The sequence below is a fragment of the Azospirillum sp. TSH58 genome (assembly GCF_003119115.1).
GTDB lineage: Bacteria > Pseudomonadota > Alphaproteobacteria > Azospirillales > Azospirillaceae > Azospirillum.
Window position 1 is genome coordinate 272,501 of sequence record NZ_CP022364.1, and the last position, 26,504, is coordinate 299,004.

The following is a 26,504-nucleotide window of genomic DNA, read 5'->3' on the forward strand; positions in this document are numbered from 1 at the left end:
GGTCCCCCGGGGGTGGCAAGCACTTTTTTCGTCCCCGGCGATTTTTCTCGCCGCCTGCTCCCAAGCTCACATGACACTCTTTTCATTGGCTGTGCCGCGACGGGGACCGCATAGTCGGACCAACGGCTGAAGGGTTCTTCAGCTTGAACGCGGCAGTAATCAATGGTTCGTTAACCAAAATCCGGTAAGGTTGCACAACGGCAGAGAGTAGCCGCCAGCCGAACGCCGGGACCATCAGACACGGGTCCGACCGCCGCGATTGCGCTGAACCATTTTATAAAGGCTGACAAGCGTGACATTGCTTCGCACGCCGACCTTGGTCGAAGCCCCGGGCGCCGGCCATCGTTCGTCCGAATCTTCGAACGATGCCCTCTCCTCTTCCCCTTCCTCTCTTCAAGTTCCGGGCGTGCTGCGAGGCCGCGCGATGCCGGAGCTGCTTCGGGATGAGCTGCTGGCCGACATCTTCGCGGACACCGCGCGGGCCACGCCGGAGCGGACCGCCATCCTGTTCGACGGGCGCCGGGTCAGCTACGGCGAACTGGAGGCCCGGGCGAACCGTGTGGCCAACGCCTTGCGCGCTCGTGGCTACGGTCCGGGAAGCTTCGTCGGCCTGTGGATGACGCGGTCGCTCGACCTGCATGTGGCGCTGCTCGGTATCCTGAAGGCCGGCGCTGCCTATCTGCCCTTCGACGCCGACGCGCCCGCCGAACGCGTGGCGATCAGCCTGGCCGATTGCTCCGCGCCGGCCATCCTGGTGGACGCGGTGACCGCGTCGAAGGCGGCCGGGCTCGCGGTGCCGGCGCTGCGGCTGGACGATCTGGCTTCGGATGATGAACGTGCGCCCGACCTGCGCGCGGACGGCGTCACCCGCGATCATCCGGCCTACGCGATCTACACCTCGGGCTCCACCGGCAAGCCCAAGGGCATCGTCATCAGCCACGCCAACATCTGCCACTATCTGCGCGCGGCCAACAGCCTGTACGGCATCACCGGCGAGGATGTCGCCTTCCAGGGCGCCTCGGTGGCCTTCGACCTGTCGCTGGAAGAGATCTTCGTGCCCTATCTGGTCGGCGCGACGCTCTGGGTGGCGAGCCGGCAGGTGCTGGACGAGGCCGACCGGCTGGCCGACGTGCTGAACGACGCCGGAATCACGGTGCTGGACACCGTGCCGACCCTGCTCGCCATGCTGCCCAAGGATGTGCCGAGCCTGCGCGTCGTCATCCTGGGCGGCGAGGCCTGCCCGCCCGCGGTGGCCGCGCGGTGGTGCCGTCCCGGGCGGACGATCTTCAACAGCTATGGCCCGACCGAGGCGACCGTGGTCGCCACCGTGGCCGAAGTGCGTCCGGACGAGCCGGTCACCATCGGCCGGCCGATCCCGAACTACAGCTGCTATGTAGTGGACGAGGCGATGGCGCTCGTCGCCCCCGGCACCCAGGGCGAGTTGCTGATCGGCGGGCCGGGCGTGGCGCAGGGCTATCTGGGGCGCCCGGACCTGACCGCCGAGAAGTTCATCCGCAACAGCTTCGCCATCCACGGCAACGATCCGGTGCTCTACCGCTCCGGCGACGCCGTGAGCATCGATCCGAACGGCAACCTTCTGTTCCATGGCCGCATCGACGATCAGGTGAAGATCCGCGGTTTCCGGCTGGAGCTGGGCGAGATCGAGGCCAAGCTGACCGACATGGCCGGCGTGAGCCAGGCCACCGTCGTGCTGCGCAACGACAACGGGCTGGACCGGCTGGTCGCCTTCCTGGTGCCGCAGGCCGGCGCCGCGCTGGACAAGACGGCGCTGCGCGACCAGCTGCGCGCCCAGTTGCCAAGCTACATGGTGCCGTCGCATTTCGAAGTGACGGACCGCCTGCCCCGGCTGACCTCCGGCAAGGCCGATCGCAAGGCGCTGCAGGCCGCGCCGCTGACCGACGACGCCGGCCCCGGCGAGCAGGACGAGCCGCGGACGCCGACGGAGGCCGCCCTGCTGGAGGCCGCCAAGCGCGTCTTCCCCGGTCAGTCGGTGCCGCTGGAGGCCGACTTCTTCATGGATCTGGGCGGGCATTCGCTGCTCGCCGCGCGGTTCGTCTCGGCGGTGCGGGAGACCCGGCACCTCGACGGGCTGACGCTGCAGGATGTCTACGGCGCCCGCAGCCTGCGCGCCATGGCCGAGCGGCTGGACGCCCGCGCCCCGCGCGGCGGCACCAGCGGCGGGGCGGAGCGCAAGGACCGCTCCTTCACGCCGCCTCCCCTGCTCCGCCGCTTCCTGTGCGGCGCGGCGCAGGCGGCGGCCCTGCCCTTCATCCTGGCGCTGATGACGGCGCAGTGGCTCGGCGTCTTCGTCAGCTACATGCTGCTGTCGGGCGAGGACGCCAATTTCCTTCAGGAAATCGTCACGCTGCTCGGCGTCTACATGGTCATCAACGCCGCCACGGTGGTGATCGCCGTCGCCGCCAAGTGGCTGGTCATCGGGCGGACGAAGCCCGGGCGCTACCCGCTGTGGGGCGCCTACTATTACCGCTGGTGGCTGGCGCAGCGCTTCATCAGCCTCGTCCATCTGAAGTGGTTCCAGGGCTCGCCGGTCATGCGGGTCCTCTTGCGCGCGCTCGGCGCCAAGGTGGGCGACGAGACGCTGATCGGCGAGTTCGAGTCCGGGGCCATCGACCTCGTCACAATCGGCGCCGGCGCCTCGATCGGCGGCAAGGTGAAGCTGGCCAACGCGGAGGTGATCGGCAACGAGCTGGTCATCGGCGCGGTGGAGATCGGCGCCGACGCCTATGTCGGCACCTCCTGCGTCATCGGCATGGACGCGGTGGTCGGTCACGGCACGGAGCTGGCCGACCTGACCGCCCTGCCGGCCGGTGCCCGCACCGGCGCCTATGAGCGCTGGGACGGCTCGCCCGCCCGCCGCGTCGGCAGCGTCGACCGGGCGGAGCTGCCAGCCCCGGCGACCGCGGGACGGCTGCGCCGCGGGCTGAACGCCGCCTTCTACACGGCGATGCTGCTGGCCCTGCCGCCGATCTCGCTGATGCCGATCTTCCCGGCCTTCTACCTGTTCGACAATCTGGACGGGGTGCTGGGGTCGGTCTTCGGCGTCAGCTATCTCTATTACCTGCCGCTGATCGCCTGGCCGACCGCCATGGCGCTGGTGGCCGTGACGGTCTGCATGATCGCCGCGGTGCGCTGGATCGTCCTGCCGCGCGTCGAGGCCGGCACCTATTCGGTGCACAGCGGCTTCTACCTGCGCAAATGGATGGTGGCGCTGTCCACCGAGGTGATGCTGGACACCCTCAGCTCGCTCTACGCCACGGTCTACATGCGGGCGTGGTACCGGCTGATGGGCGCCAAGATCGGCAAGGACGCGGAGATCTCCACCAACCTCGCCGGGCGCTACGACCTCGTGGAGATCGGCGAGAAGTGCTTCATCGCCGACGAGGTGGTGCTGGGCGACGAGGACATCCGCCGCGGCTGGATGTTCCTGAAGCCGGTGAAGACCGAGGCGCGCGTGTTCGTCGGCAACGACGCGGTGGTGCCGGCGGGGGCCAGCATCCCCACCGGCTCGCTGATCGGCATCAAGTCGAAGCCGCCCGGCAACGAGGCGATGTCCGCGGGCGAGACGTGGTTCGGCAGCCCGCCGATCAAGCTGCCGGTGCGCCAGCGCTTCGACGGGGTCGGCGCCAACTGGACCTATGAGCCGTCCAAGGCCCGCCGCCTGGGCCGCGCGGTGTTCGAGGCCTTCAGCCTGTCGATGCCGACGATGCTGTTCATCACCTTCGGCACGCTGGCGGTCGAGCTGTTCGCCCCGGCCATCCTGGAGCAGCGCTACGGCGCCTTCCTGGCGCAGTTCCTGGCGGTCAGCGTCGCCATCCCGGTGGCGATGGTGGCGGTGGTGATCCTGGTGAAGTGGCTGCTGATGGGCCGCTACACGCCGACCGTGAAGCCGATGTGGTCCTGGTGGGCCATGAAGACCGAAGCGGTGGCGGTGCTCTATTGGGGTCTGGCCGGCAAGGTGCTGCTCGACCATCTGCGCGGCACGCCGATGCTGCCCTGGGTGCTGCGCCTGTTCGGCACGAAGTTCGGCAAGGGCGTCTTCATGGACACCACCGACATCACCGAGTTCGACTGCGTGTCGGTCGGCGACCACAGCGCGGTGAACGCCCTGTCGGCCCTGCAGACGCACCTGTACGAGGACCGCGTGATGAAGGTCGGTTGCGTGAAGGTGGGCCGCGGCGTCACCATCGGCGCCGGTTCCACCGTGTTGTACGACACCAACGTCGGCGATTACGCCCATCTCGGCCCGCTGACCCTGGTCATGAAGGGCGAGGAGATCCCGGCGCACACCGAATGGGTCGGCGCCCCGGCGGAGCCGGTGACCGAAGGCCAAGCCGAGTTGACAGATCAGTTCAAGACCGCCGCGTAAGTTCTTTTTAATATTAGATTGTTTCGGCCCGGCATCCAGCGCTTCGGCGGTAGGTCCGGGCCGCATCGTTTTTGGGGTGAGGCAACGCCCTTTCCTTATCGCCGCAGGGCGTTCCGTTCCCGTTGTGCGCCGGGCGCAGGGGTGTATAACGGTGCGCGAGCGTGGCCCTGGCCCTTTTGCGCGCTCCCGCGCGCCGCATCGGGGCCTGTGACCCAAGAAACAGGAAGGAAGCCCCCCGAATGCCCGATGACATCAGCCCCGCCCGCGGCGCCGCGACGCTGTTCCCGCTGTCCAAGGACGACACGACCTACCGCAAGCTGACCTCGGATCACGTCTCGGTCGTCGAGTTCGACGGCGAACAGGTCCTGAAGGTGGAGCCGGAGGGCCTGCGCCTGCTGGCCGAGGAGGCCTTCAAGGACATCAACCACCTGCTGCGCCCCGGCCATCTCAGCCAGATCCGCGCGATCCTCGACGATCCGGAAGCCTCGCCGAACGACAAGTTCGTGGCGCTGGACCTGCTGAAGAACGCCAACATCGCCGCCGCCGGCACCCTGCCGATGTGCCAGGACACCGGCACCGCCATCATCATGGGCAAGAAGGGCCGCCGCGTCTTCACCAAGGGCGGCGACGAGACCGCCCTGTCGGAAGGTGCCCGCGACGCCTACCTGAAGCGCAACCTGCGCTACAGCCAGCTCGCCCCGATCTCCATGTATGAGGAGAAGAACACCCGCAACAACCTGCCGGGCCAGGTCGAGATCTACGCGGAGGGCGAGGACGCCTACAAGTTCCTGTTCATGGCCAAGGGCGGCGGGTCGGCCAACAAGACTTTCCTGCACCAGGCCACCCCGTCGGTTCTGGCGCCGGACCGGCTGCTGAAGTTCCTCGAGGACAAGATCCGCTACCTCGGCACCTCGGCCTGTCCGCCCTACCACCTCGCCATCGTCATCGGCGGCCTGTCGGCGGAGCAGAATCTGAAGACGGTGAAGCTGGCCTCGGCCCGCTACCTCGACAATCTGCCGACCGAGGGCGGCGAGGACGCGCACGCCTTCCGCGACCTCGCCATGGAGGCGGAGGTGCACAAGCTGACGCAGACCATGGGCATCGGCGCCCAGTTCGGCGGCAAGTACTTCTGCCACGACGTCCGCGTCATCCGCCTGCCGCGCCACGGCGCCTCCATGCCGATCGGCATCGGCGTGTCCTGCTCGGCCGACCGTCAGGCGGTGGGCAAGATCACCAAGGACGGCATCTTCCTGGAGCAGTTGGAGACCGATCCGGCCAAGTACCTGCCCGAGATCACCGACGGCGATCTCGCCGGCGAGGTGGTCAAGATCGATCTGAACCAGCCGATGAGCGAGATCCTCGCCACGCTGAAGCAGTATCCGATCCGCACCCGCCTGTCGCTGACCGGCCCGCTGATCGTCGCCCGCGACCTCGCCCACGCCAAGCTGCGCGCGCGGCTGGACGCCGGCGAGCCGCTGCCAGACTATTTCAAGAACCACCCCATCTACTACGCCGGCCCGGCCAAGACGCCGGAAGGCTACGCCTCGGGCTCCTTCGGTCCGACGACCGCCGGACGCATGGACAGCTTCGTCGAGCAGTTCCAGGCGGCGGGCGGTTCGATGGTCATGCTGGCCAAGGGCAACCGCAGCCCCGAGGTGACCGCGGCCTGCAAGACGCATGGCGGCTTCTATCTCGGCTCCATCGGCGGTGCCGCGGCCCGTCTGGCCCAGGACTGCATCAAGAAGGTGGAGTGCATCGAGTATCCGGAACTCGGCATGGAAGCCATCTGGCGCATCGAGGTCGAGGACTTCCCGGCCTTCATCATCGTCGATGACAAGGGCAACGACTTCTTCAAGGAACTGAAGCTGGCCTGACGCCCGTTCTTCCCCTGTCCCTCCCCTGCGTCAGCTCTCGCGCAAACTGAGGGTTTGCGCGGACGCGGCAGGCGGACCGACGGTCCGCCGAGAGCGGGAGAGGGACAGGGAGGAGACAATTGTCTGCAATGCGAGGACCCGCCATGGCCGATGACCTGACCGCCAAGATCGCCGACGCCCAGCGCCGCGCCCTGTTCGCCGCCGAGGTCATCGTGAACCGGCGACTGCATGATTTCTCGATGCGCCATCAGACGCACTACGCCAACGACGTGGCAGAGGAGCGCAAGGCCATCGAGAAGGAAATCCGCGCCATCCGCCGCCGCGTTCCGGCCGCTCCGCTGGTGACGGACGCGTTGGTGGCCCAGGTCGCGGGCGACGTCCACCCGCCGGAATCGGTCCGGGCGGTGCTGCTGGCGCTGGCCGCCATCCGGCCCGACGTTCTGACAACGGTTGACGAAGCCGCCCTCAACCCCGAAGAGGATGAGGAAGACTGACCGACTCGTCCGTTAAGGCACCATGACACCCGAACAAATCCAGGCCCGCGTCCTCTACCGCGACGGGCTGATGCTCATCATCGACAAGCCCGCCGGCCTACCCGTCCACGCCGGACCGGGCGGCGGCCCGAATCTGGAGCGCCATTTCGACGCCCTGCGCTTCGGCTTTCCGAAGCCGCCGGGGCTCGCGCACCGGCTGGACCGCGACACCTCCGGCTGCCTGATCCTTGGGCGGCATCCCAAGGCCCTGCGCAAGCTGGGCAAGCTGTTCCAGGACGGCAAGGTCGACAAGACCTATTGGGCGGTCGTCGCCGGCACCCCGCCGGAGGAGCAGGGGCGCATCGAGCTGCCTTTGAAGAAGGTCACCAACAAGACCGGTGGCTGGCGCATCGTCGTGGCCGACGACGGGCAGAGCGCCGTCACCGACTACCGGGTCCTGGGCCGCGGCGACGGCATGACGTGGCTGGAGTTGAAGCCCCACACCGGGCGCACGCACCAGATCCGCGTGCATTGCGCCACGGCGCTGGGCTGTCCGCTGCTCGGCGATCCGCAATATGGCGGGCCGGATGGGCATCCGCTGCACCTGCAGTCGCGGGCCATATCCCTGCCCCTCTACCCCTCCCGCGAGGCGGTCGGCGCGGTGGCGCCGGTTCCGCCCCACATGCGCGCGGCGCTGGCCGCCTGCGGCTTTCACGGAGACGGCCCGGCCTGACGGTCGGGCCAGCGGGCCGTTACGCCCGCCACTCGGCGCGCTTCTCCGTGCCGACCTCCGTCTCATGCACCATGAAGCCGACGTAGCCGGCCACGATCGCGAGGACGGCGTGCAGCCAGATGTCGTTGCCGTGCAGCGGCACCAGCCCGAACAGCGTGTTCAGACCCGGGATGAAGCCAAGAACGGTCAGCACGGCGTAGGCCACGGCCACGCTGCGCAGATAGCTGCGCGAGGCCAGACGGCTGGAGAAGTAGGCGAAGAAGCCCCACAGGCCGAACAGGAGATGCACGATGTTGTGCAACAGATTCACCGGGAACAGCCCGAGCAGATAGCCGTGGAAGGATTCGACGGCGAGGGTCATGCCCTCCGGAGGCGGGGACAGGAAGGTCGGAATGAAGCCTAAAATGCCGATGGCCGTAAAAGCCGCGGCATAGACCAGTGTTACGTTGCGCCACCACATGTGCGTCTCCGTTGGCCGACAGGGGAAGAAACCGTCTTACCAACAGAGGCTATGGAAACAGCGTTCCCTGGCTCAGGCGGCAACCGGCTCCATGGTCACCGCTTTGACCGGGCACACGGCCGCGCAGTCGCCGCAGCCGGTGCATCCCCCCTCCTCGACGATCGGCAGCCAGCGCCCGCGCCCCAGCGGACGGAAACGGATCGCGCCGTGGTCGCAATGGTCGCCGCACATCCGGCAGTCGGTCCCGGTGTAGGACAGGCACGCCGCGCCGATGCGCGCCTCCAGCGCCTGGGGCGCCTCGGACGGACGGCTCTCGGACCGGAGGCGGCCCCGGAACAGATCCGCGCGACTGATCGCCATGATGGCTTCCCTCCTCCCGGCTTTTCCTTTTCCGTCGCCCTGCCCTTGCTGCATTCGCGAATGCCGGGCATCGGCGATGGCGGTACAGTGATGCTTCGTGCACCACCCGACCTTGATCGTCGTCAAGGTCCGCACCGGAAGGACGGACGGCATGGTCCCCATCGGCAACACCACGGCGCGCTGGATGACGCTTCGCTACGGGCTGGCGCTCGGGGTGATCGCGCTGTGCACGTTGGCCGGCTTCGTCATGACCGAACGGGTCATCGACCAGCACGCCGACATGCTGGAGGTCGTGAACATCTCCGGCCGCCAGCGCATGCTGTCCCAGCGCACCGCCCTGCTGGCGGAGCAGCTCCGCAACGCCCCGACCGATGCCGAGCGGAGCGCCCTGACCGTCCGTCTGGCCGAGGCGACCGACATGTTCGAGAACGCACACCGGCGGCTGACCGGCGCCGACGAGGGGCCGGCCATGGGCAAGGACGTGCGGCGCCTCTATTTCGACGGGCCGGAGCCACTGAACGATCTGGTGCTCCGCCACATCGCCGCGCTCCGCGCGGTGATCGCCGCCGGCCCCGCCGGTCTGCCGCCCGACATGCCCGAGGCCGACCTCGTCACCCATCAGGCGCTCGGCCCGCTGCTGGCGGGCCTGGAGGACATGGTGGCGCGCTATCAGGAGGCGGGCGAGCGTGGCTTCGCCACTCTGCACAATCTGGGGTTCGCCGCCCTGATCCTGACTCTGCTGACCCTGTGCGCCGAGGTTCTGGTGATCTTCCGACCGATGGTCCGGCAGGTGCAGCGCCAGTTCGCCGACATCACCCGCATGACCCAGGCGTTGGAGCAGACCAACGTCACGCTGGAGGCCCAGGTGCGCGCCCGCACCGCCGAGCTGCACACGGCGAAGGTGGCGGCGGAACAGGCCCATCTGGCGAAATCGCGTTTTCTCGCCCACGCCGGGCATGACCTGAAGCAGCCCCTTCAGGCCATCAACATGTTCACCGGCATGCTGGAACGGCAGCTCGACAAGCCCCGCGCCTTGGCGCTGGTGAAGGATTTGCGGCTGGCCCAGCGGTCGATGCACGATCTGCTGAACGCCATCCTGGACATCTCGAAGCTGGAATCCGGCGTGGTCGAACCGAAGCCCGCCGATGTCGCGCTGTCCGCCCTGTTCGACCAGCTCGAAGCGGAATTCACCGGGATTGCCGAGGACAAGGGCCTGCGGCTGCGCGTCGTGCCGACGGACCTTTCCGTGCGGACGGACCCCTTCCTTCTGGAGCGCATCCTGCGCAACCTGCTCACCAACGCGGTGCGCTACACCGAACAGGGCGGCGTGCTGATGGGATGCCGGCGCCGCGGCGGCACTGTGTGGATCGAGGTCTACGACACCGGCCGCGGCATCGCCGAAATCGACCGCCGCCGCATTTTCGAGGAATTCGTCCAGCTCGACCGGCCCGACCGCGACCGCAGCGAGGGAATCGGGCTGGGGCTGGCCATCGTCGACCGGCTGGCCCGGCTGCTCGGCCATCCGCTGGAGCTACGCTCGGTCGAAGGGCGCGGAACGGTGTTCGCCGTGGGGGTTCCCCTGGTCCGCAGCCTACACGAGACGGTCGCGGCCTGATTCCTTGACCAGCAGCACCGCCTGGGTCCGGCTGCCCACACCCAGCGCCTTCAGCACGCCGGTGACGTGGGTCTTGACGGTGGACAGGTTCAGGCCCAGCCGCTCCCCGATCTCCTGATTCGACAGGCCCTGGGCCAACAGGTCCAGAACCTCCAACTGGCGGCGGGTCATGCCGTCGAAGACGCTCGGCTCATGCGCCTTCGCGGCGACCGGCGCCTGGGCCAACCCCGGCATGCCGAGCACCGGCGGCACATAGGACCCGCCGGCCATGACCAGCCGCAGGATGTTCACGACCAGAACGTCGTCGGTGGATTTCGGAATGAAGGCCCGCACCCCGCGCGACAGCACGGCGCGCATCTCGTCCGGCGAATCGATCATCGAGAAGACGACGACCGGCACCGGCGCCACCCGCTTCACCACCGCCTCCACGTCTTCCAGCCCACCGAGGCCCGGCATGCGCAGATCCATGATGACGAGGTCGTAGGTCCCCTGGTCCAGCAGCTGGGTCAACTGGCCGAAGCTGGTCGCCGCGGCCACGTTGGCCTGTTCGTCCAGCTCCCCGACCAGATGGGTCAGGCCACTGCGAACAATGGAGTGATCGTCGGCGATCAATACCTGCATGACAACCCTGCTTCGGCGAAGGCGGCTGGAGGAAACGACCCGATGGGACAGGGTCCGCTGGGACCGGGCCGGCCTCGGTCGTCTCAAACCAAAGTGCGGCTTCCGGTATGAACCTCATACGCCGACCGGAGGTTTCACGCCACAATTGATGCATGATTCCGCAATGCTGCGCGTGTTTCTGCCGCAGATGCGAAAAGGGCGCCGCGGTGGCGACGCCCTTTCCCTGTCCTGACCGCGCCGACCGGCCCCGAACGGGACCGGCGGCCCGCCGGATCACTGCACGCGGATGAGGATCTGCGCGCGGCGGTTCGACGGCTCGCGGACGTTCGCCCCGGTGTTCACCAGGAGCTGGGTCTCGCCCTTGCCCTCGACAGTGATCTGGTTGGCGGCAACGCCCTTGCCGACCAGCGCGTTCTTCACCGCGTCGGCGCGGCGCAGCGAGAGCCGCTGGTTGTAGGCCGGCGAGCCCGAGGTGTCGGTGTGGCCAACCACATGGATGCTGACCGCCCGCACCTGACCGGCCGAGGCGGCGGCATCGCCGATGATCTTGTCGGACGCCGCGGTGATGTTGGCCTTGTCCCAGTCGAAGAACACCAGATACTCCGACTGCGGCTGCGCCTGCACCGGAGCCGCCGGAGCGATGGGGGCCGCCGCGGGGGCCGCCGCCGGGGCGCCGAAGGTGTAGCGCAGGCCGGCCATGATGGTGTGGTTCTGGTACTCGCCCTTCACGGTGGAGCTGGCGAGGCCGGCGGGGCCGCCCAGATCGAACTTCGGATCGAGAGTCGCGAAGTAGCGGTAGTCCAGCGTCAGGGCCAGGTTCTGGCTCAGGGCGTAGGACACGCCGGCGATGCCCTGGTAGGCGAACACCCAGTCGCGGTCATCGAAACCGCCGAGATCCAGACGGACCTGGGCGATACCGGCGCCGACGCCGATGTAGGGCGTGAAGGCGGTGCCGGTGTTGATGTCGTACAGCACGTTGCCCATGAAGGCGAGCGAGCTGGCCTTGCCACCCAGACCGTTCACCGCCGCGTTGGAGCTGTCGGTGCTGTCGATCGCGTTGCGCCAGCGCCAAGCGAACTCCAGCTCGGCGCGCGGGCCGGCGGCGGTGGCGTAGCCGGCGGAGATGTCGCCGATGCCGCCCAGCTTGAAGCTGGTGCTGGCGTCCGTCGGGGTGTTTTCGAAACGCAGATCGGCGTCGCGCGTCCAGTTCACGCCGGCGCCGGCGCCGACGTAAAAGCCCTCGGTCGCGGCCATGGCGGCGGTCGGCAGCATCGCCGCGAGCGCCGTTCCGAGCAGAATCCCACGCAGAGTCATCTTCTTCTTTCCTTTGTGCACGGCGTTGCCGGGGCTGTCGAAGCGACCCGTTCAGAAGGCCGGGTGTCCGGAGACTCCGTCCTTCATCGGGCGAGCCCGCCACATTCCGTCGGCGGTTGAAACGTCATGAGTTCGAAATAACAGCAACCACCCAACGTCACAAGTGCTCTGCGACAAGATGAACAGGGATGTTGCATTTCTGCATTACCCGAACGTTCGTCGTAGACTTCATATTCATTTGAGATCGAAGCAATCGCCCGCCGAATTCTTCCTAATCCCATCGGATAGAATGCATGACTTTCGGAGTGGATTTGCTCATAGGACCAACAGAGCGGACGCACGAAGGCGCCCCGCCTTCGGCAGGGGCGGCGCTTGCGCGGTTTCCTGGAAAAGAGTGGACGGACCCGATGCGGCCGTTCAGGTCAATCCTGCGGCTCGGCGACCATCTCGAACTGGGTGGGATCAAGCAGGGCGGAAACCGCCAGAGTTTTCAAGGTCTTGTGATCGTCGGACCGCTGCAGCTGGGCATGCTGCGTGCCCAGCCCATCCTTGCGGATGGCGATCACCTGCCACATGCCACCGCCGGGCCCCAACTTGCGGAACATCTGGCCTTCGACGACTTCGCGCTTTCTGCGCATATCCGATCTCCAAAACCCAAAACGTCAAACCCGCCAACCCTGCGGGTGCGGCCGACCATTCAAACACCAATCCGCCCCCGTTTGGCGAGTGTCCGTTGTGCGTCCCACGCATACCGGAACCGGGCTGTAGCGGTGCTGCAACAACCGTCTTCGCACCTGCGGAACAATCCGCCGATCCGGCGTGTTGATGCCGTCATGAAAATCGATCACGACGTGCTCCTGTTCGCGACCCGCCTCGTGGAAGAACTGGGCGAGTCCGCCGTCCGCATCAGCCGCGTCCGCCTCGTCGAACTCACGGCTGCCAACAACCTGCGCGCCGCCGCCTTCTGGCGGGATGTGATGCGCACCTCCGAGAGGCTTCTGGCGGAGCGCTCCCCCGCTTCGGCGCCTCCCCCCACCGCGCCACCGGTGGCGCCCGTCCTGTCGGCGCAGCCGGCCACCCTCTGAGCCACACCGCAGACACCACGCCAAACGAAAGGCCCGGCGGTTTCCCGCCGGGCCTTTGCGCGACTTCGTTTCCCGAAGGAAAACGGATCGTACGACCGGTTTACTTGACCTGGGCGTACTGACCGTTGTTCCAGCGGTACCAGACATAGGCCGGAGTGGTCACGTCGCCCTTGGCGTCGAAGCCGATCTTGCCGATCACCGTGCTGTAGTTGCCCTTGCGGAGAACCTCAGAAACCTTGGCGGCGTCGGTGGAGTTGGCCTGCTTGACCGCGTCCGCCCAGATCTGCAGGGCGGCGTAGGTGTAGAGGGTGTAGCCCTCCGGCTCATAGCCGGCCTTGCGGAACTTCTCCACGGCTTCCTTGGCGTCCGGCATTTCGCGCGGGTCCGGACCGAAGGTCATCATGGTGTTCTCGCCGGCCGGACCGGTGATCGCCCAATACTCGTTGGTCACCAGCGCGTCGCCCGACACGATCGGGGCGTTCAGGCCCTGATCCTTCATCTGGCGGGCCAGCAGACCGGCTTCGGTGTGATAGCCACCGACATAGACGACGTCGACGGCTTCCTGCTTCAGCTTCGACACCAGCGCCGAGTAGTCCTTCTCACCCGCCGTGTAGGCTTCGTAGATCTTCTCCTTCTGGCCGCCGGCGTTCAGCGCCTTCTGCGTCTCGTCGGCGAGACCCTTACCATAGGCCGACTTGTCGTGCAGGATCGCGACGTTCTTGCCCTTGTAGTTGTCCAGCAGATACTTGCCGGCGATCTGGCCCTGCTGGTCGTCACGGCCGCAAACGCGGAAGACGTTCTTCAGGCCCTGCTCGGTCAGCTTGGGGTTGGTCGAGGCCGGGGAGATCTGCAGGACGCCTTCCTCGGCGTAGACCTGCGAGGCCGGGATCGAGGAGCCCGAGCAGAAGTGACCGGCGACGAACTTCACACCCGCCTTGGCGAGCTGGTTCGCCACGGCGACGGCCTGCTTCGGGTCGCAGGCGTCGTCGCCCACTTCCAGCTTCAGCTTCTGGCCCAGGACACCGCCGGCGGCGTTGATGTCGGCAACCGCCTGCTCCATGCCCTTCTTCATCTGCTCGCCGAAGGTGGCGTACTGGCCGGTGATCGGGCCGGCGGTCGCCACCGCGATGTCGGCCTTCGCCACCGAGGCGGTCATAGCGGTCGCCGCAACCGCAACGAGGAGGGAAAGCTTGTAGTTCATAGTTTCGTTGGCTCCCTGTTATGAGTCGTACGCCGGCCCCGCCGGGGCCTTTTCACCGGACCCCCAAGGGCTGGGGGCGCCGGTGCCGACAAGGTTCCACTATAGTCCGATCATCGCCAAGTGCGACAGTTTCGCCCGCGTCCTGGTCCCGATCGGAGCCATAGATTTCGCAATCACTCGGCGAGCGTTCCGCCGACGCGCTCGCGCCAGCCGAAGGGTCCCGAACGCTCGTACAGCCAAGGATACTGAGACACCATCCGGCGCGCCATCGAAATGCGGTACGTGGTCAGGGTGATCGCGCCGATCACCAGGGTGTGCACCACGAATCCGTATACCGACAGGAGCTGGCCGCCGAACAGGCCCCAGACCAGGAACCGGTCGCCCAAGCCCAGCAGGACGGAGTAGGCGATGGCGCTCGACAGCGGCTTCCAGCCTTCGGCCAGGGTCTGGCCGGTCAAAACGCCGCAGCCGCCGAACACCAGGACCGTCAGGCCCAGGAACACCGGCAGAGAGGACCCGAGAACGCCGTCCATCAGTGACCTCCCTCCAGATAGGCCGAGCGAACTTCCTCGTTCGCCAGCAGTTCCGCGCCGGTCCCCGACATGGTGACCTTACCGTTGACCATCACATAACCGCGGTGGGCGAGCTTCAGCGCGTGGAAGGCGTTCTGCTCGACCATGAACACGGTCATCTTCTGTTCGCGGTTGATGTCCTTCACCGCCTGGAAGATCTGCTTCACCACCAGCGGGGCGAGGCCCAGCGACGGCTCGTCGAGAAGCAGCAGCCGCGGCTGGCTCATCAGCGCGCGGCCGATGGCCAGCATCTGCTGCTCGCCGCCCGACATGGTGCCGGCGCGCTGGCCGATGCGCTCCTTCAGGCGCGGGAACAGGGTCAGGACCCGCTCCAGCTCGTTGGCGAAGCTGCCCGGCTTGGCGGTGATGGACCCCATCTGCAGGTTCTCCAGCACGCTCATGCGCGGGAAGATCCGGCGGCCTTCCGGCGACTGGGCGATGCCCAGGCGGACCAGTTCGTAGGTGGGCATCTGCGTGATGTCCTGCCCTTCGAAGGTGATCCGGCCCATGCGGGCGCGCGGACTGCCGCAGATGGTCATGAGAAGCGTGGACTTGCCGGCGCCGTTGGCGCCGATCAGCGAGACGATCTCGCCGGCCCCGATCTCGATGTCGACCCCCTTCAGCGCCTCGATGGCGCCGTAGAAGGTGTGGACGCCCGATACCTTCAGCATGGCTCAGGCCCCCTCCTCGGCTCGTTTGGCGACCTCCGGCAGGTCGGCCTTGACCTCCGGCGGCAACTCCTCGTCCTCTTCCTCGCCCAGATAGGCGCGGATGACCGCGGGGTCGTTCTTCACGAAGGCCGGATCGCCGTCGGAAATCTTCCGTCCGTAATCCAGCACCACGACATGGTCGGAAATGGTCATCACCACGCTCATGTCATGCTCGATCAGCAGCACGCCGATCCTGTGCTCGTCGCGGATGTAGGTGAGCAGATCGGCCAGTTCGCCCGACTCGCGGGGGTTGAGGCCCGCCGCCGGCTCATCCAGGCAGAGCATCACCGGCTCAGTGCACATGGCGCGGGCGATCTCCAGCCGGCGCTGGGCGCCGTAGGGCAGATTGCCCGCCTCCCAGTCCGCGAACTCCAGCAGGCGCACGCGGTCCAGCCAGTACTTGGCCAGATCGACCGCCTCCCGCTCCGTCTTGGTGTAGGACGGAAGGCCGAGCAGACCGGCGATGGAGAAGCCCGAGGCGCGGATCAGCTTGTTGTGCTGGGCGACGATCAGGTTCTCCAGGACGCTCATGCCGCCGAACAGGCGGATGTTCTGGAAGGTGCGGGCGACGCTGGCCTTCTGCGAGATGCGGTAGCCCGGCATCCGCTCCAGCAGGAACTCCTTCCCGTCGGCGTGGCGCAGCGTCAGCCGGCCCACCGTGGGGGTGTAGAAGCCGGTGATGCAGTTGAACAGCGTGGTCTTGCCGGCGCCGTTCGGGCCGATGATCGCGGTGATCTCGCCGTTGTTGGCCGAGAAGGAGACGTCGTTGACCGCCACCAGCCCACCGAAGCGCATGGTGAGGTGTTCGACCGTCAGCAGGGGCGTTGTGGTCATGGAATGGCCCGTCATCACTTTACCTTCCATCACTTCGCGCTCCCCCCGGCGATGCCCTGGCCGCCGGCGGCGGCGGTGCCCGCGGCGGGGCCGCCGGCTCCGCCCTTGGGACGGCCGTGCAGGAGGATGGTCGGATCGCGGTGGGCCAGCAGGCCGCGCGGACGCCACAGCATGATCAGCACCATGCCCATGCCGAACGCCAGCATGCGGTAGTCGGCCAGTTCACGGAAGGCTTCCGGCAGGCCGATGACCAGCAGGGTCGCCACGACGACGCCGATCTGGCTGCCCATGCCGCCCAGCACCACGATGGCGAGGATGATCGCCGACTCGATGAAGGTGAAGCTTTCCGGGCTGATGAAGCCCTGGCGGGTGGCGAAGAAGGACCCGGCGAAGCCGCCGAACATCGCCGCGATGGCGAAGGCCGCCAGCTTCATGTTCGTGCGGTTGATGCCCAGCGAGGCGCAGGCGATGTCGTCCTCGCGCAGCGCTTCCCAAGCGCGGCCCAGCGGCAGCTTGCGGACGCGCATGGTGAACAGGTTCACCACCAGGGCCAGCACCAGGATCAGGTAATAGAGGAAGATGATCCGGTGCAGCGGGCTGAACTCCAGGCCGAACATCTCGTGGAAGGCCGCGGTGCCCTCCGCCGGGGTCCGGGTGAAGTCGGCGATGCCGAAGAAGCTCGGGCGCGGAATGCCGGAGATGCCGTTCGGACCGCCGGTGAACTGGTACCAGTTGATCAGGATGATGCGGATGATCTCGCCGAAGCCCAGCGTCACGATGGCGAAATAGTCGCCGCGCAGGCGAAGGACCGGGAAGCCCAGCAGGACGCCCGACATCGCCGCCAGGAAACCGGCCAGCGGCAGGCAGACCCAGAAGCTGAAGCCGAAATAATGGGCCAGCAGCGCGTAGGAGTAGGCGCCCACCGCGTAGAAGGCCACATAGCCGAGGTCGAGCAGGCCGGCGAGGCCGACCACGATGTTCAACCCCCAGCCCAGCATGATGTAGGTCAGCAGCAGGATGCCGATGTCCAGCAGCTGGCGGTCGGCGAAGGGGGTGAACGGGAAGGCCAGCGCCACGACGACGGCGATCGGACCGAGCCAGCGGGAGGCGTGCTGCACCTGCGCGGCGATGTGGTCCATCCGCTTGTCGCGCTCCGCCTGCGACAGCTTGGAGCGGCCGGTGCGGATCGCCAAAATGGCGCGGATCGCGATGACCGCGCCGCCGGCGATCAGGATGACCCGAAGGGCCTCCGTCGGCATGGCGATGAAGAATCCCGCCGCGGTGGCGGCGGCGGCCAGCACCAGGACGGTGACGGCGTGGCCCTCGCGGATCAGGCAGAGGCCGAGACGGCCGAGGAAGACCAGACCGACGGCGGCGGCCACCTCGTTCCAGCGGGTTTCCAGCCCGAGGCCGGTGGGACGGTCCACCGTGCGCAGGCCGACCAGCGGAATCGTCAGGAGAAGGGCGACGAAGGCGGTCATCGCCGCCTCCTTCAGGATCGCGGGCCAGGCGATGGCCCGCGGCGAAGACAGGGAAATCGCGGTCATGGCCTCACACCTTCTCGATTTCCGGACGGCCCAGCAGGCCGGTCGGACGGAAGATCAGGACGAGCACGAGAATCGTGAAGGTCGCCACGTCCTTCCATTCGCTGCCCATGTAGCCCGACCAGAAGGCTTCGATCAGCCCGATGACCACGCCGCCCAGCATCGCGCCCGGCAGCGAGCCGATGCCGCCGAGCACCGCGGCGGTGAAGGCCTTAACGCCGGCCAGGAAGCCGATGTAGAAGTCGATCACGCCGTAGATCAGCAGAACCATCATGCCCGCCACGGCCGCCAGGGCGGCGCCCATGACGAAGGTCAGCGAGATGACGCGGTCGACGTTGACGCCGAGCAGGCCCGCCATCTTCTTGTCCTGCTCGCAGGCGCGCTGGGCGCGGCCGAGCGAGGTGCGGGTGATGAGCTGGGTGAAGCCGTACATCAGCGCGATCGTGATGACGATCGTCGCCAGACGCACGTAGCTGACCGACACCGCCCCGTCCATCATGGTCAGGTTGCCCGGCAGGATCGGCTGCAGCGGCTTGCTGCGGGCGCCCTGCAGGATCTGCACGTAGTTCTGCAGGAAGATCGACATGCCGATCGCCGAGATCAGCGGCGCCAGACGCGGCGAGCTGCGCAGCGGGCGATAGGCGATGCGCTCCACCGTCCATCCGTAGACGGCGGTGAACAGCATCGATGCGACCAGCATGACGAGAAGGGCCAGCGGAACCCAGGTGATCCCCAGGCTGCCGATGGCCAGGAAGGTGATGAGGGCCACGAAGGCGCCGATCATGTAGATCTCGCCGTGGGCGAAGTTGATCATGCCGATGATGCCGTACACCATCGTGTATCCGATCGCGATGAGGCCATAGATGGCGCCCAGCGACAGGCCGTTGATCAACTGCTGAAGAAAGTATTCCATTGTCTTACCTCGCCTCGGCGCGATGCGCAGGCTTCGGCGAGCGAGACAAGCGCGCTCGTACACCAGTCACGTGAAGTGCCACTCCCCGAATTGGCTTACCCGGGCTCTTGAGCGCGGGGCCAAGATTGTTGTGTGAGCGGAACGTTAGCCCAGCGGCTCTCAACAGAGCAAGAGGGCAAACCCGCACTCTATCTGCGGTAATACCAATTTTCCGAGAATTTGCAATATCGATTCATGTCAGTTCCGTGAACTTTGCGCTTGCTTTCTACCATAGCGAATGCACCGCATAAAAAACCCTCTTCACTGTGGTGAAGAGGGCTTGGCAACAACTGTGCCATTGCTGCGATGCGTGATGCCGGTCCGCCTGTGACGGCCGGCATCACCATCGATACTGGCCGCTCAGCGCTTGGCGGAAACCACCTGCGCCTTCGCCGGCTCCTTGGGCTTCCCGGGGGCCTTGGCCGTCGCCTTGCCGGTCGACTTGGAGGCGGTGGCCGCGCTGCCGCTGCGCGAGGCCGGGGCCTGGGCGACGTCGTAATTCACGTCCGGGTTGCTGACGACCTGCACGTCGCACAGCGGCTTTGACGACAAATGCATCAGGCCGGCGCTTTTTTCATCGCCGGTCAGGACGCGGATATCGTCCGCCGTCAGGTCCATCGCCGCCTTGGAGCGATCCACGAAGTTGGCGCAATAGAGCCCGGTGCCGATCACCGCCGCGCGGCGGCTGACCTCGTTCGCCAGTTCGGTACGGAACATGTCGAACTGCCGCGTCGCGTTGCCGCCCCCCTTCTTGCGGAAGTGGTCGATCATCGACGCTTCCGAGTTGGAGATCAGGGAGCGGTTCTTGACGGTGAAGTCCTGGTACAGGTTGAACGGCTTCTTTTCCGGATTAACCTGCATGCAGGTCAGCCCGACCACCATCATCTCGGTGTGCATGCGGATGGTCTGCTCGGCCGCGTGCTCGGCGCGGCTGTAGCAGGCGCCGGGCTTGGTCGCGGCGGCCTTGGACGCGGTGCTCTTGGCGGCGGCCGGCTTCGCGGTGGCCTTCGCAGCCGTCTTTTCAGCGGCCGGCTTCGCCGCCTCCTTGGCGGCGGCCGGCAGCGCGGCGCCGGCGAACAGCACGGCGAGGCCGACGGCGGCGGCGCTGCGCAAGGTGAAGGAAGGAATGCGATGGGCGGCGCGCTGGCGATTCATCGTTGGTCCGGCTCCGGTGGCCCTGATTGACGGGCGGAATCCGACGGATCACGCCCTCTCCTTCGCTGGTTCTACAAGATCCCGACAGACGGTCAACCCATATCGCCCGACCGAAGACCATTTGTCCCAGCCTGTGGCGCGGCCGTCGCCGGGGCCATCGCCGGGAAGGTCGGGCGGTTGCTTGGCTTGCGGGTTGCCGGTCTTTCCCAGTATTGCAACAGCCTCGGCGTCCGTCTGTGACGCGGGCCACACATCAGGGCATTTTCCCATGAACCGCACCGATGTCCCTCCTTCGGTCGTCCGCATCGGCATCGACCTCGGCGGCACGAAAACGGAAGGGATCGCGCTCGACGCGGCCGGCGTGGAGCGCGCCCGCGTCCGCGTCCCCACCCCCCGCGGCGACTATGACGCGACGGTGCGGACCATCGCCGATCTGGTGGCGCGGCTGGAGAGCGCGACGGGGTCGGCGGGCGCCACCGTCGGGGTCGGCATTCCCGGCGCCATCTCCCCGGCGACCGGGCTGGTGAAGAACGCCAATTCGACCTGGCTGATCGGCAAGCCCTTCGACCACGATCTGGCCGAAGCGCTCAAGCGGCCGGTGCGGGTCGAGAACGACGCCAACTGTCTGGCCGTCTCGGAGGCGGCGGATGGGGCGGGGGCCGGCTGCGGCGTGGTCTTCGCGGCCATCCTCGGCACCGGCTGCGGGGCGGGAATCGTCGTGGATGGTCGTCCCCTGGGCGGCCGCAACGCCATCGGCGGCGAATGGGGGCACAACCCCCTGCCCTGGCCCACCGACGGGGAGCGGCCCGGCCCGGCCTGCTATTGCGGCAAGTCAGGCTGCCTGGAGACCTTCGTGTCCGGCCCCGCCGTCGCCGCCGACCACCGCCGGGTCACCGGAGCGGACCTGCCGGCGGAAGCCATCGCGGCGCTGGCGGAGCGCGGGGACGCCACAGCCCGCGCCACCCTCGACCGGCTGGTGGACCGGCTGGGGCGCGGGCTGGCGGGCATCGTCAACGTCCTGGACCCGGACGTGATCGTGCTGGGCGGCGGGCTGTCCAACCTGGAGTTCCTCTACGCCGCCCTACCCCCGACGATCGCGCGCTGGGCCTTCTCGGACAGCCTGGACACGCCGGTCCGCCGGGCCGTCCATGGCGATTCAAGCGGGGTCCGCGGGGCGGCCTGGCTGTGGCGCCCCGAGGAGGCTGCGGCTACCGCTCGAAATTGTATTCCGGATTGAGCGTCACCTCGCGCGGGGTGCCCGGCACGTTGTCGCCGCCACCGCCACGCCGCGCGGCCGCAGCGCCGCCGCGCCCGTCGCGAACCGGCGGCGTCAGCGAATTGGTCCGGGAGTAGGAGGGAGTGGCGCGGGCCGGATCAGTGCCGTAACCGCGGGAGCCGGCGCGGAACTGCTCACCGTTGCCCATGGCGCCCCAGTGGGACGGGCGCTGTCCGGGAATCGGCTGGGCCTCCTCCATGCGGCGCATGTAGGGGCCGGTCGGCACCATCTCCTCATACACCCAGGAGGGGTATTCCTGCCTCTGCGCTTCGGCGGGTGCGGCAAAGGCCAGCACCGCGAGGGTCGCTACAGTCATCGTTCGAAGCATGACACGGCGGCCTTCCATCCTTTTGCGTGTGGAAGACGGATTCCGCCGGATGCGGCCGCGCATGTCCAGGGAGGAGGCGGGTTACTCAGCCCGCGGCCTCCATCCGGTGGACACCCCATTCCGGTCCGTTCAGTGGGGCGTTCAGGGGCGCGCCGCGCCGTAGAGCGTCAGGGTCAGCCGCTTGCCGGTGTTGTAGTTGAAGCCGGTGAAGCGGCCGAGCGGCACCGGCTCCGCCCCCTTCAGAGCGGCGCGGAACTCCGCCTCCTCCCGGTCCGTCACCAGGGCCAGCCCGCAGGCCGGGTTCTCGGCCAGATGCGCGGCGGCGCCCGTCCCATGGATCAGGCGCGTGTCGGTGCCCAGCAGGAAGACGAGGCTCGGTTCTGAATAGCCGGCGGAGGCGACCACGCTGTCGGCGCAGGGACGCACCGCCGCAACCGTGCGCGCGGCCTGCCGGCTGATCCACACGCCGTCGATGCCCGGCAGGACCACGCCGTAGGTCCCCGCGTACAGCACCGCCGCCGCCGCCAGACCCGCCGCGAAACCCGGCTTTTCCCGACGCTGGGCGAACAGGCGTACGGCCAGCGCGTACAGCACCAGCACCACCGGCAGCATGGCGACGGCGACCGGATCGACGCGTCCGTCCACCAGATAGGGGATCACCGCGACCGCGACCGTCAGGGCGCCGAACCCGATGGCCCCGAGAGCAGTGGCCGCCCAGAACAGGCCCCGGCGCGGCGTCTCGGCGCGGCGCAGGAAATGCTCGCGCGCCGCGGCGGCGGTGAGGATGGCGATGGCCGGGAAGACCGGCAGCGTGTAGTGCAGCAGCTTGGTCGGCACCGCCTCGAAGACCAGCCAGCTCGGGATGATCCAGGCAATGCAGAATCGCACGGCGTCCACCGCCGGCCCGCTGCCCTTGCGATGGCGCCACGCCCAGGGAACGGCCAGCAGCGCCAGGAAGGACCAGGGCGCGAAGGTCACCCAGAAGGTGCCCAGGTAATAGCCGGGCGGCAGGCCCTTCGCCTCCTGCCCGCTGACCACCTTGCCCATCATGTCGTGGCCGACCGACTCGGCGAAGAAGGCGCCCTTGGTCTTCACCGTGATGGCGATCAGCCAGGGTGCGGCGATGGCGACCACGATGGCGAGCCCGACCAGCGGGCGCAGCCGCTTCAGCCAGCCGGCGCGGCGGTCCAGCACCGCCAGCACCAGCGCCGTCGTGCCGGACACCAGAAGGACGATGGGCCCCTTGACGAGGATGCCGATCCCCGCGGCGATCCAGAAGGCGAGCGGCGCCGCCCAGCCGGACCGTTCCGCGTGGCGGTTCAGATAGAGGCTGGCCAGCGCCGCCTGCCCGATCACGATGGTGGCGAGCAGCACCGCGTCGGTCTTCGCCATGCGGGCCTCGACGCCCAGCACGACGCAGGAGGCCATCATCAGCCCGGCGAGGAACCCGACCGTCCCGCCGAACATCCGCGCCCCGGTCCACGCCGTCGCCAGCACCGCCAGCACCGCCCCGATCAGGGAGGGAATGCGGAAGGTCCAGATCTCCTTCGACATCTCCCTTGGGCCATCGACCAGCCGCGTCGCCGCGGTCTGCAGCCAATAGATGCCCACCGGCTTCTTGTGGCGCGCCTCGTCCTGGAAGCGGATGTCCACATAGTCGCCGCTTTCCAGCATCTGGTGGGACGCCTGGGCGAAGCGCGCCTCGTCCCGGTCGAAGGGCGGCAGATCGAAGAAGCCGGGCAGGAACAGCAGGACGCTGATCACCGCCAGGACCAGATAGGCCAGGACCGGCAGGCGGCTGGCCGCGGCGTTGGGCACCGCGCTCACGGCGTGCCCGCCGCGCCGCCGCTCCGGCGGTTGTTCAAGACGAAATAGAGGTTCCGGAAATAGATGATGAGGCCCAGCCCTTGCCCGAACATGAACACCGGATCACCCCGCTGGATGGAATAGGCCAACAAAAGAACCCCGCCGCCGATGGAGAAATACCAGAAGAGGTCCGGCACGATGCTGCGCCGGGCGCGCTCGCTGGCGATCCATTGCACGACGAAGCGCATCATGAAGAGCGCCTGCGCAAAAAAGCCGACGCCGACCCAGATCAGGTCGGCGGTGCTTTGACTCTGGTACCAGGCGATGGCGCGTTCGAGCATCGGGCGGCGACCGGTCGGGATGGGGAAGGGTTCAGCGGTCTTCGACCGCGGGCGACAGCGCGGTGCGCCGCTTCAGCCAATAGGGCGGCGACCGGTCGGGATGGGGAAGGGTTCAGCGGTCTTCGACCGCGGGCGACAGCGCGGTGCGCCGCTTCAGCCAATAGACGCCCAGCAGATCGACCACGCCGATCAGCCCGCGGCGCCAGTTGGTGTATTTGGACACGCCGCGTTCCCGCGGGCGGTGGTTGACCGGCACATAGGCCACCGGATGACCGTGCGACCGGAACAGCGCGGGCAGGAAGCGGTGCATCGCCCCGAAGAAGGGCAGATCGAGGAAGGCGTCGCGGCGGAACAGCTTCAGCCCGCAGCCGCTGTCGGTGCAGCCGTCCTGAAGGAAGGATTGCCGCACGGCGTTCGCGAAGCGCGAGGCCAGCCGCTTGGACAGCGTGTCCTGCCGCTTCTTGCGCAGGCCGCCGACGAGCACCGGCGCGTCCGGACCGCCCTTGGCGGCCAGGGCGAACAGGGCGGGAATGTCGGCGGGGTCGTTCTGGCCGTCACCGTCGAGGGTGGCGATCCACTCCCCGCGCGCCGCCTTTACCCCGGTGCGCACAGCGGCGCTTTGTCCGGAGCGGCGGACATGACGGACCAGCCGCAGGCGCCCGGCGGCGACCACGGGGGCAAGGCGCGTCAGCGTGTCGTCGCTGGACCCGTCGTCCACATAGATCACCTCGAAGGCGCGGCCCAGCACCCCGGCGGGCGACAGCGCGCGTTCGATCTCTTCGAGGAGGGGAAGGACGTTTTCGGCCTCGTTGAAGACCGGAACAACGACCGACAGCCGCACGGGCGGACGGCCCTCGGAATCTACGCTCACTGGATTAATCCCATTCGCCAAGTGGCGGGCAAATTACTCCCGCCGCTCGGCAAACGGTAGAGGAAAAGGTTGGGACAGCCCCAGGGGACAGCCTCTGGAGACAGCCTCTGGGCCGCCCTCAGCCCTTGCGGTCTTCGATGGGCATCGGCACGTAGCGCAGGTCGCCGTCGCGGCTGAGCAGCATCAGCACGGTCTTGCGCCCCTGGCTGCGCGCGTCGTCGACCAGACGGTTCAGGTCTTCCGGAGTCTTCACCGGTTCCTGCCCCGCCTCGACGATGACGTCGCCGGCTTCGATGCCGCGCTCGCTGGCGGCGCTGGCGTCGCCGACCTCGGTCACCACCACGCCCTCGACGTCGGGATTGATGGAGAAGCTGTCGCGCAGGCCGGGGGTCAGTTGCGACAGGGTCAGGCCGAGGACCTGCTTGGTGTCGACCGTCGTCTCCGGACGCGGCGCTCCGCTCGACCCGGAAAGGGCGACCTGCTCCTGCGGTTCCAGTTCGCCCACCGTCACGGTCAGGGTCTCGGCCTTGCCTTCGCGGACCAGTTCCAGCGGCACGGCGGACCCGATCCTGGTCGCCGCGACGACGCGCGGCAGTTCGCGCATCTGCTCGATGGATTCGCCGTTGAAGCGGGTGATGACGTCGCCCTGGCGGACGCCGCCCTTCCCCGCCGGTCCCTCAGGCGACACGCTGGTCACCAGGGCCCCCGCCGGCTCCTGCATGCCCAGGCTCTCGGCGATGTCGGGTGTCACGCCCTGCACCTGGACGCCCAGCCAGCCGCGGCGCACCTGCCCATGGTCGCGCAACTGCTCGACGACCGGACGCGCGACGGAGGACGGAATGGCGAAGCCGATGCCCACCGACCCGCCGGTCGGCGAATAGATGGCCGTGTTGATGCCGATCACCTCGCCGTTGAGGTTGTAGAGCGGCCCGCCGGAATTGCCCCTGTTGATCGAGGCGTCGGTCTGCAGGTAGTCGTCGTACGGCCCCTGCTGGATGTCGCGCTGGCGCGCCGACAGGATTCCCGCGGTCACCGATCCGCCGAGGCCGAAGGGGTTGCCGATGGCGACCACCCAGTCGCCGACGCGCAGCGCCTCGCTGTCGCCCCAAGGGGCGGCGACCAGCGGCTTCTTGCTCTCCACCTTCAAAACGGCGAGATCGGTCGGCCCATCCACGCCGACGAGCTTCGCGGGCAGTTTCGTGCCGTCGTGCATGGTGACGGAAATCTCCGCCGCCTCGGACACCACATGGCTGTTGGTGACGACGAAGCCCGCCGGGTCGATGATGAAGCCGGAGCCCAGGGCCGCCGTCGGGCGCGGCGCCTGCTGCTGTTGCTGCGGCTGGCCGCGCTGGCGGTCGCGAAACTCGCGGAAGAATTCCTCGAAGGGCGAACCGGGCGGAAAGCCGGGAAGCTCCGGGCCGCGCGGTCCCGCCTGCGGACCGCCCTGCGGAGGCGCCTGGGTGGTGGAAATGAAGACCACCGCGTCCAGTTGCTTTTCCGCGAGATCCGCGAAGGTCGGGGGGGCGTTGGGCGGCAGGACGGACGCCAGCGGCGGGGCGGCCGGCGCCGGAGCGGCTCCGCCCGCATCCTGCGCGAAGGCCGGCGACGAAAAAGCCATGATGGCGGCGACAAGGCCCGCGGACGCGGCGGGCACCGCCGATCGCGATGCAGATCCGCTCGTCGGTCCGGTCTTCAACCCGGCGTGGCGCCGGACGAGGCCGGACCGGGGCCGGAATCGATCGATGGAATGCGGCATGAAGAAACTCCGCCTGTCGGACAGCGCGCGCCTTGAAAGGGGCGCTTCATGTCAACAGAACGCTCCGCAACGCATTCCGGACCGCCGCGGATTTTCAAAGCTCTTTGCAACCGCGTCCTGCACGACCGATTCGTGAAATACAGTTTTTAAAATTCTCCTCCGCGGATGTTCCTATGCGGTTCGCGCAGGCATTGCCACAAGGCAATCCGGCCTTC

At 67.8% G+C, this 26,504-nt stretch carries 24 protein-coding genes; 7 read left to right on the forward strand and 17 right to left on the reverse strand.

The window, feature by feature from the left end; all coding sequences use genetic code 11:
* Positions 1–424 precede the first annotated feature (424 nt).
* The 4 genes from TSH58p_RS04835 (at position 425) to TSH58p_RS04850 (ending at position 7,488) form a co-directional block, all read left to right on the forward strand.
* A complete protein-coding gene (locus tag TSH58p_RS04835) occupies positions 425–4,408 on the forward strand; it encodes a Pls/PosA family non-ribosomal peptide synthetase (RefSeq protein WP_109068289.1) in 3,984 nt (1,327 codons plus the stop codon).
* Between the two features lie 239 nt (positions 4,409–4,647).
* The gene (locus TSH58p_RS04840; protein WP_109068290.1) at positions 4,648–6,282 is read left to right on the forward strand and encodes a fumarate hydratase; all 1,635 of its coding nucleotides are present in this window, start codon (positions 4,648–4,650) and stop codon (positions 6,280–6,282) included.
* A 143-nt stretch (positions 6,283–6,425) separates the two neighbouring features.
* Entirely contained in the window at positions 6,426–6,776 is a 351-nt protein-coding gene (locus TSH58p_RS04845) for a hypothetical protein (RefSeq protein WP_109068291.1), read from the forward strand.
* Between the two features lie 22 nt (positions 6,777–6,798).
* Positions 6,799–7,488 carry an RluA family pseudouridine synthase gene (locus TSH58p_RS04850; protein WP_109068292.1) on the forward strand — a complete coding sequence of 230 codons (690 nt, stop codon included), beginning with the start codon at positions 6,799–6,801 and terminating at the stop codon, positions 7,486–7,488.
* A gap of 19 nt (positions 7,489–7,507) precedes the next feature.
* Here the strand turns inward: TSH58p_RS04850 and TSH58p_RS04855 are convergent, their stop codons facing one another.
* Entirely contained in the window at positions 7,508–7,948 is a 441-nt protein-coding gene (locus TSH58p_RS04855; RefSeq protein WP_035673579.1) for a DUF4383 domain-containing protein, read from the reverse strand.
* A 72-nt stretch (positions 7,949–8,020) separates the two neighbouring features.
* Positions 8,021–8,308, reverse strand: a complete 288-nt coding sequence (locus TSH58p_RS33015) for a 4Fe-4S dicluster domain-containing protein (protein ID WP_158282558.1) — start codon at positions 8,306–8,308, stop codon at positions 8,021–8,023.
* A 97-nt stretch (positions 8,309–8,405) separates the two neighbouring features.
* Here TSH58p_RS33015 and TSH58p_RS04865 point away from each other — a divergent pair, with 97 nt between their 5' ends.
* Entirely contained in the window at positions 8,406–9,923 is a 1,518-nt protein-coding gene (locus TSH58p_RS04865; RefSeq protein ID WP_247873848.1) for an ATP-binding protein, read from the forward strand.
* Here the strand turns inward: TSH58p_RS04865 and TSH58p_RS04870 are convergent.
* The 3 genes from TSH58p_RS04870 to TSH58p_RS04880 form a co-directional block, all read right to left on the reverse strand.
* A complete protein-coding gene (locus tag TSH58p_RS04870; protein ID WP_109068295.1) occupies positions 9,900–10,544 on the reverse strand; it encodes a response regulator in 645 nt (214 codons plus the stop codon). The genes TSH58p_RS04865 and TSH58p_RS04870 overlap by 24 nt on opposite strands.
* A 273-nt stretch (positions 10,545–10,817) precedes the next feature.
* Entirely contained in the window at positions 10,818–11,858 is a 1,041-nt protein-coding gene (locus TSH58p_RS04875; RefSeq protein ID WP_109068296.1) for an OmpA family protein, read from the reverse strand.
* Between the two features lie 422 nt (positions 11,859–12,280).
* Positions 12,281–12,496 (reverse strand): hypothetical protein, encoded by a 216-nt coding sequence (locus tag TSH58p_RS04880; protein ID WP_199230025.1) that lies wholly within the window; start codon positions 12,494–12,496, stop codon positions 12,281–12,283.
* 195 nt (positions 12,497–12,691) lie between these two features.
* Between TSH58p_RS04880 and TSH58p_RS04885 the strand changes: the two genes are divergently transcribed.
* Complete coding sequence (locus TSH58p_RS04885) at positions 12,692–12,943, forward strand: hypothetical protein (RefSeq protein WP_109068297.1); 252 nt, start codon at positions 12,692–12,694, stop codon at positions 12,941–12,943.
* A 100-nt stretch (positions 12,944–13,043) separates the two neighbouring features.
* On the opposite strand, the gene TSH58p_RS04890 is transcribed toward TSH58p_RS04885, so the two are convergent.
* From TSH58p_RS04890 to TSH58p_RS04920, 7 genes are all read right to left on the reverse strand, one after another.
* The gene (locus tag TSH58p_RS04890; RefSeq protein ID WP_109068298.1) at positions 13,044–14,144 is read right to left on the reverse strand and encodes a branched-chain amino acid ABC transporter substrate-binding protein; all 1,101 of its coding nucleotides are present in this window, start codon (positions 14,142–14,144) and stop codon (positions 13,044–13,046) included.
* Between the two features lie 173 nt (positions 14,145–14,317).
* On the reverse strand, positions 14,318–14,677 hold the full coding sequence (locus tag TSH58p_RS04895; RefSeq protein ID WP_109068299.1) for a DUF6867 family protein: 360 nt from the start codon (positions 14,675–14,677) through the stop codon (positions 14,318–14,320).
* Complete coding sequence (locus TSH58p_RS04900; RefSeq protein ID WP_109068300.1) at positions 14,677–15,387, reverse strand: ABC transporter ATP-binding protein; 711 nt, start codon at positions 15,385–15,387, stop codon at positions 14,677–14,679. Before TSH58p_RS04900 ends, TSH58p_RS04895 begins: the two co-directional genes overlap by 1 nt.
* A 3-nt stretch (positions 15,388–15,390) precedes the next feature.
* Positions 15,391–16,260, reverse strand: a complete 870-nt coding sequence (locus TSH58p_RS04905) for an ABC transporter ATP-binding protein (protein ID WP_247873849.1) — start codon at positions 16,258–16,260, stop codon at positions 15,391–15,393.
* 29 nt (positions 16,261–16,289) lie between these two features.
* Positions 16,290–17,807, reverse strand: a complete 1,518-nt coding sequence (livM, locus tag TSH58p_RS04910; protein ID WP_109068302.1) for a high-affinity branched-chain amino acid ABC transporter permease LivM — start codon at positions 17,805–17,807, stop codon at positions 16,290–16,292.
* A 4-nt stretch (positions 17,808–17,811) separates the two neighbouring features.
* Positions 17,812–18,717 carry a branched-chain amino acid ABC transporter permease gene (locus TSH58p_RS04915; protein ID WP_109068303.1) on the reverse strand — a complete coding sequence of 302 codons (906 nt, stop codon included), beginning with the start codon at positions 18,715–18,717 and terminating at the stop codon, positions 17,812–17,814.
* A gap of 399 nt (positions 18,718–19,116) precedes the next feature.
* Entirely contained in the window at positions 19,117–19,911 is a 795-nt protein-coding gene (locus tag TSH58p_RS04920) for a hypothetical protein (protein ID WP_109068304.1), read from the reverse strand.
* Between the two features lie 268 nt (positions 19,912–20,179).
* Between TSH58p_RS04920 and TSH58p_RS04925 the strand changes: the two genes are divergently transcribed.
* Positions 20,180–21,148 carry an ROK family protein gene (locus TSH58p_RS04925; protein ID WP_109068305.1) on the forward strand — a complete coding sequence of 323 codons (969 nt, stop codon included), beginning with the start codon at positions 20,180–20,182 and terminating at the stop codon, positions 21,146–21,148.
* Here TSH58p_RS04925 and TSH58p_RS04930 read toward each other — a convergent pair.
* From TSH58p_RS04930 to TSH58p_RS04950, 5 genes are all read right to left on the reverse strand, one after another.
* A complete protein-coding gene (locus TSH58p_RS04930) occupies positions 21,120–21,503 on the reverse strand; it encodes a hypothetical protein (RefSeq protein WP_146205821.1) in 384 nt (127 codons plus the stop codon). The genes TSH58p_RS04925 and TSH58p_RS04930 overlap by 29 nt on opposite strands.
* A gap of 153 nt (positions 21,504–21,656) precedes the next feature.
* Positions 21,657–23,342 carry a glycosyltransferase family 39 protein gene (locus TSH58p_RS04935; RefSeq protein ID WP_109068307.1) on the reverse strand — a complete coding sequence of 562 codons (1,686 nt, stop codon included), beginning with the start codon at positions 23,340–23,342 and terminating at the stop codon, positions 21,657–21,659.
* Complete coding sequence (locus TSH58p_RS04940; RefSeq protein WP_109068308.1) at positions 23,339–23,662, reverse strand: lipid-A-disaccharide synthase N-terminal domain-containing protein; 324 nt, start codon at positions 23,660–23,662, stop codon at positions 23,339–23,341. Before TSH58p_RS04940 ends, TSH58p_RS04935 begins: the two co-directional genes overlap by 4 nt.
* Before the next feature lie 112 nt (positions 23,663–23,774).
* Complete coding sequence (locus tag TSH58p_RS04945) at positions 23,775–24,533, reverse strand: glycosyltransferase family 2 protein (protein ID WP_109068309.1); 759 nt, start codon at positions 24,531–24,533, stop codon at positions 23,775–23,777.
* 118 nt (positions 24,534–24,651) lie between these two features.
* The gene (locus TSH58p_RS04950; RefSeq protein ID WP_109068357.1) at positions 24,652–26,151 is read right to left on the reverse strand and encodes a Do family serine endopeptidase; all 1,500 of its coding nucleotides are present in this window, start codon (positions 26,149–26,151) and stop codon (positions 24,652–24,654) included.
* Positions 26,152–26,504 lie beyond the last annotated feature (353 nt).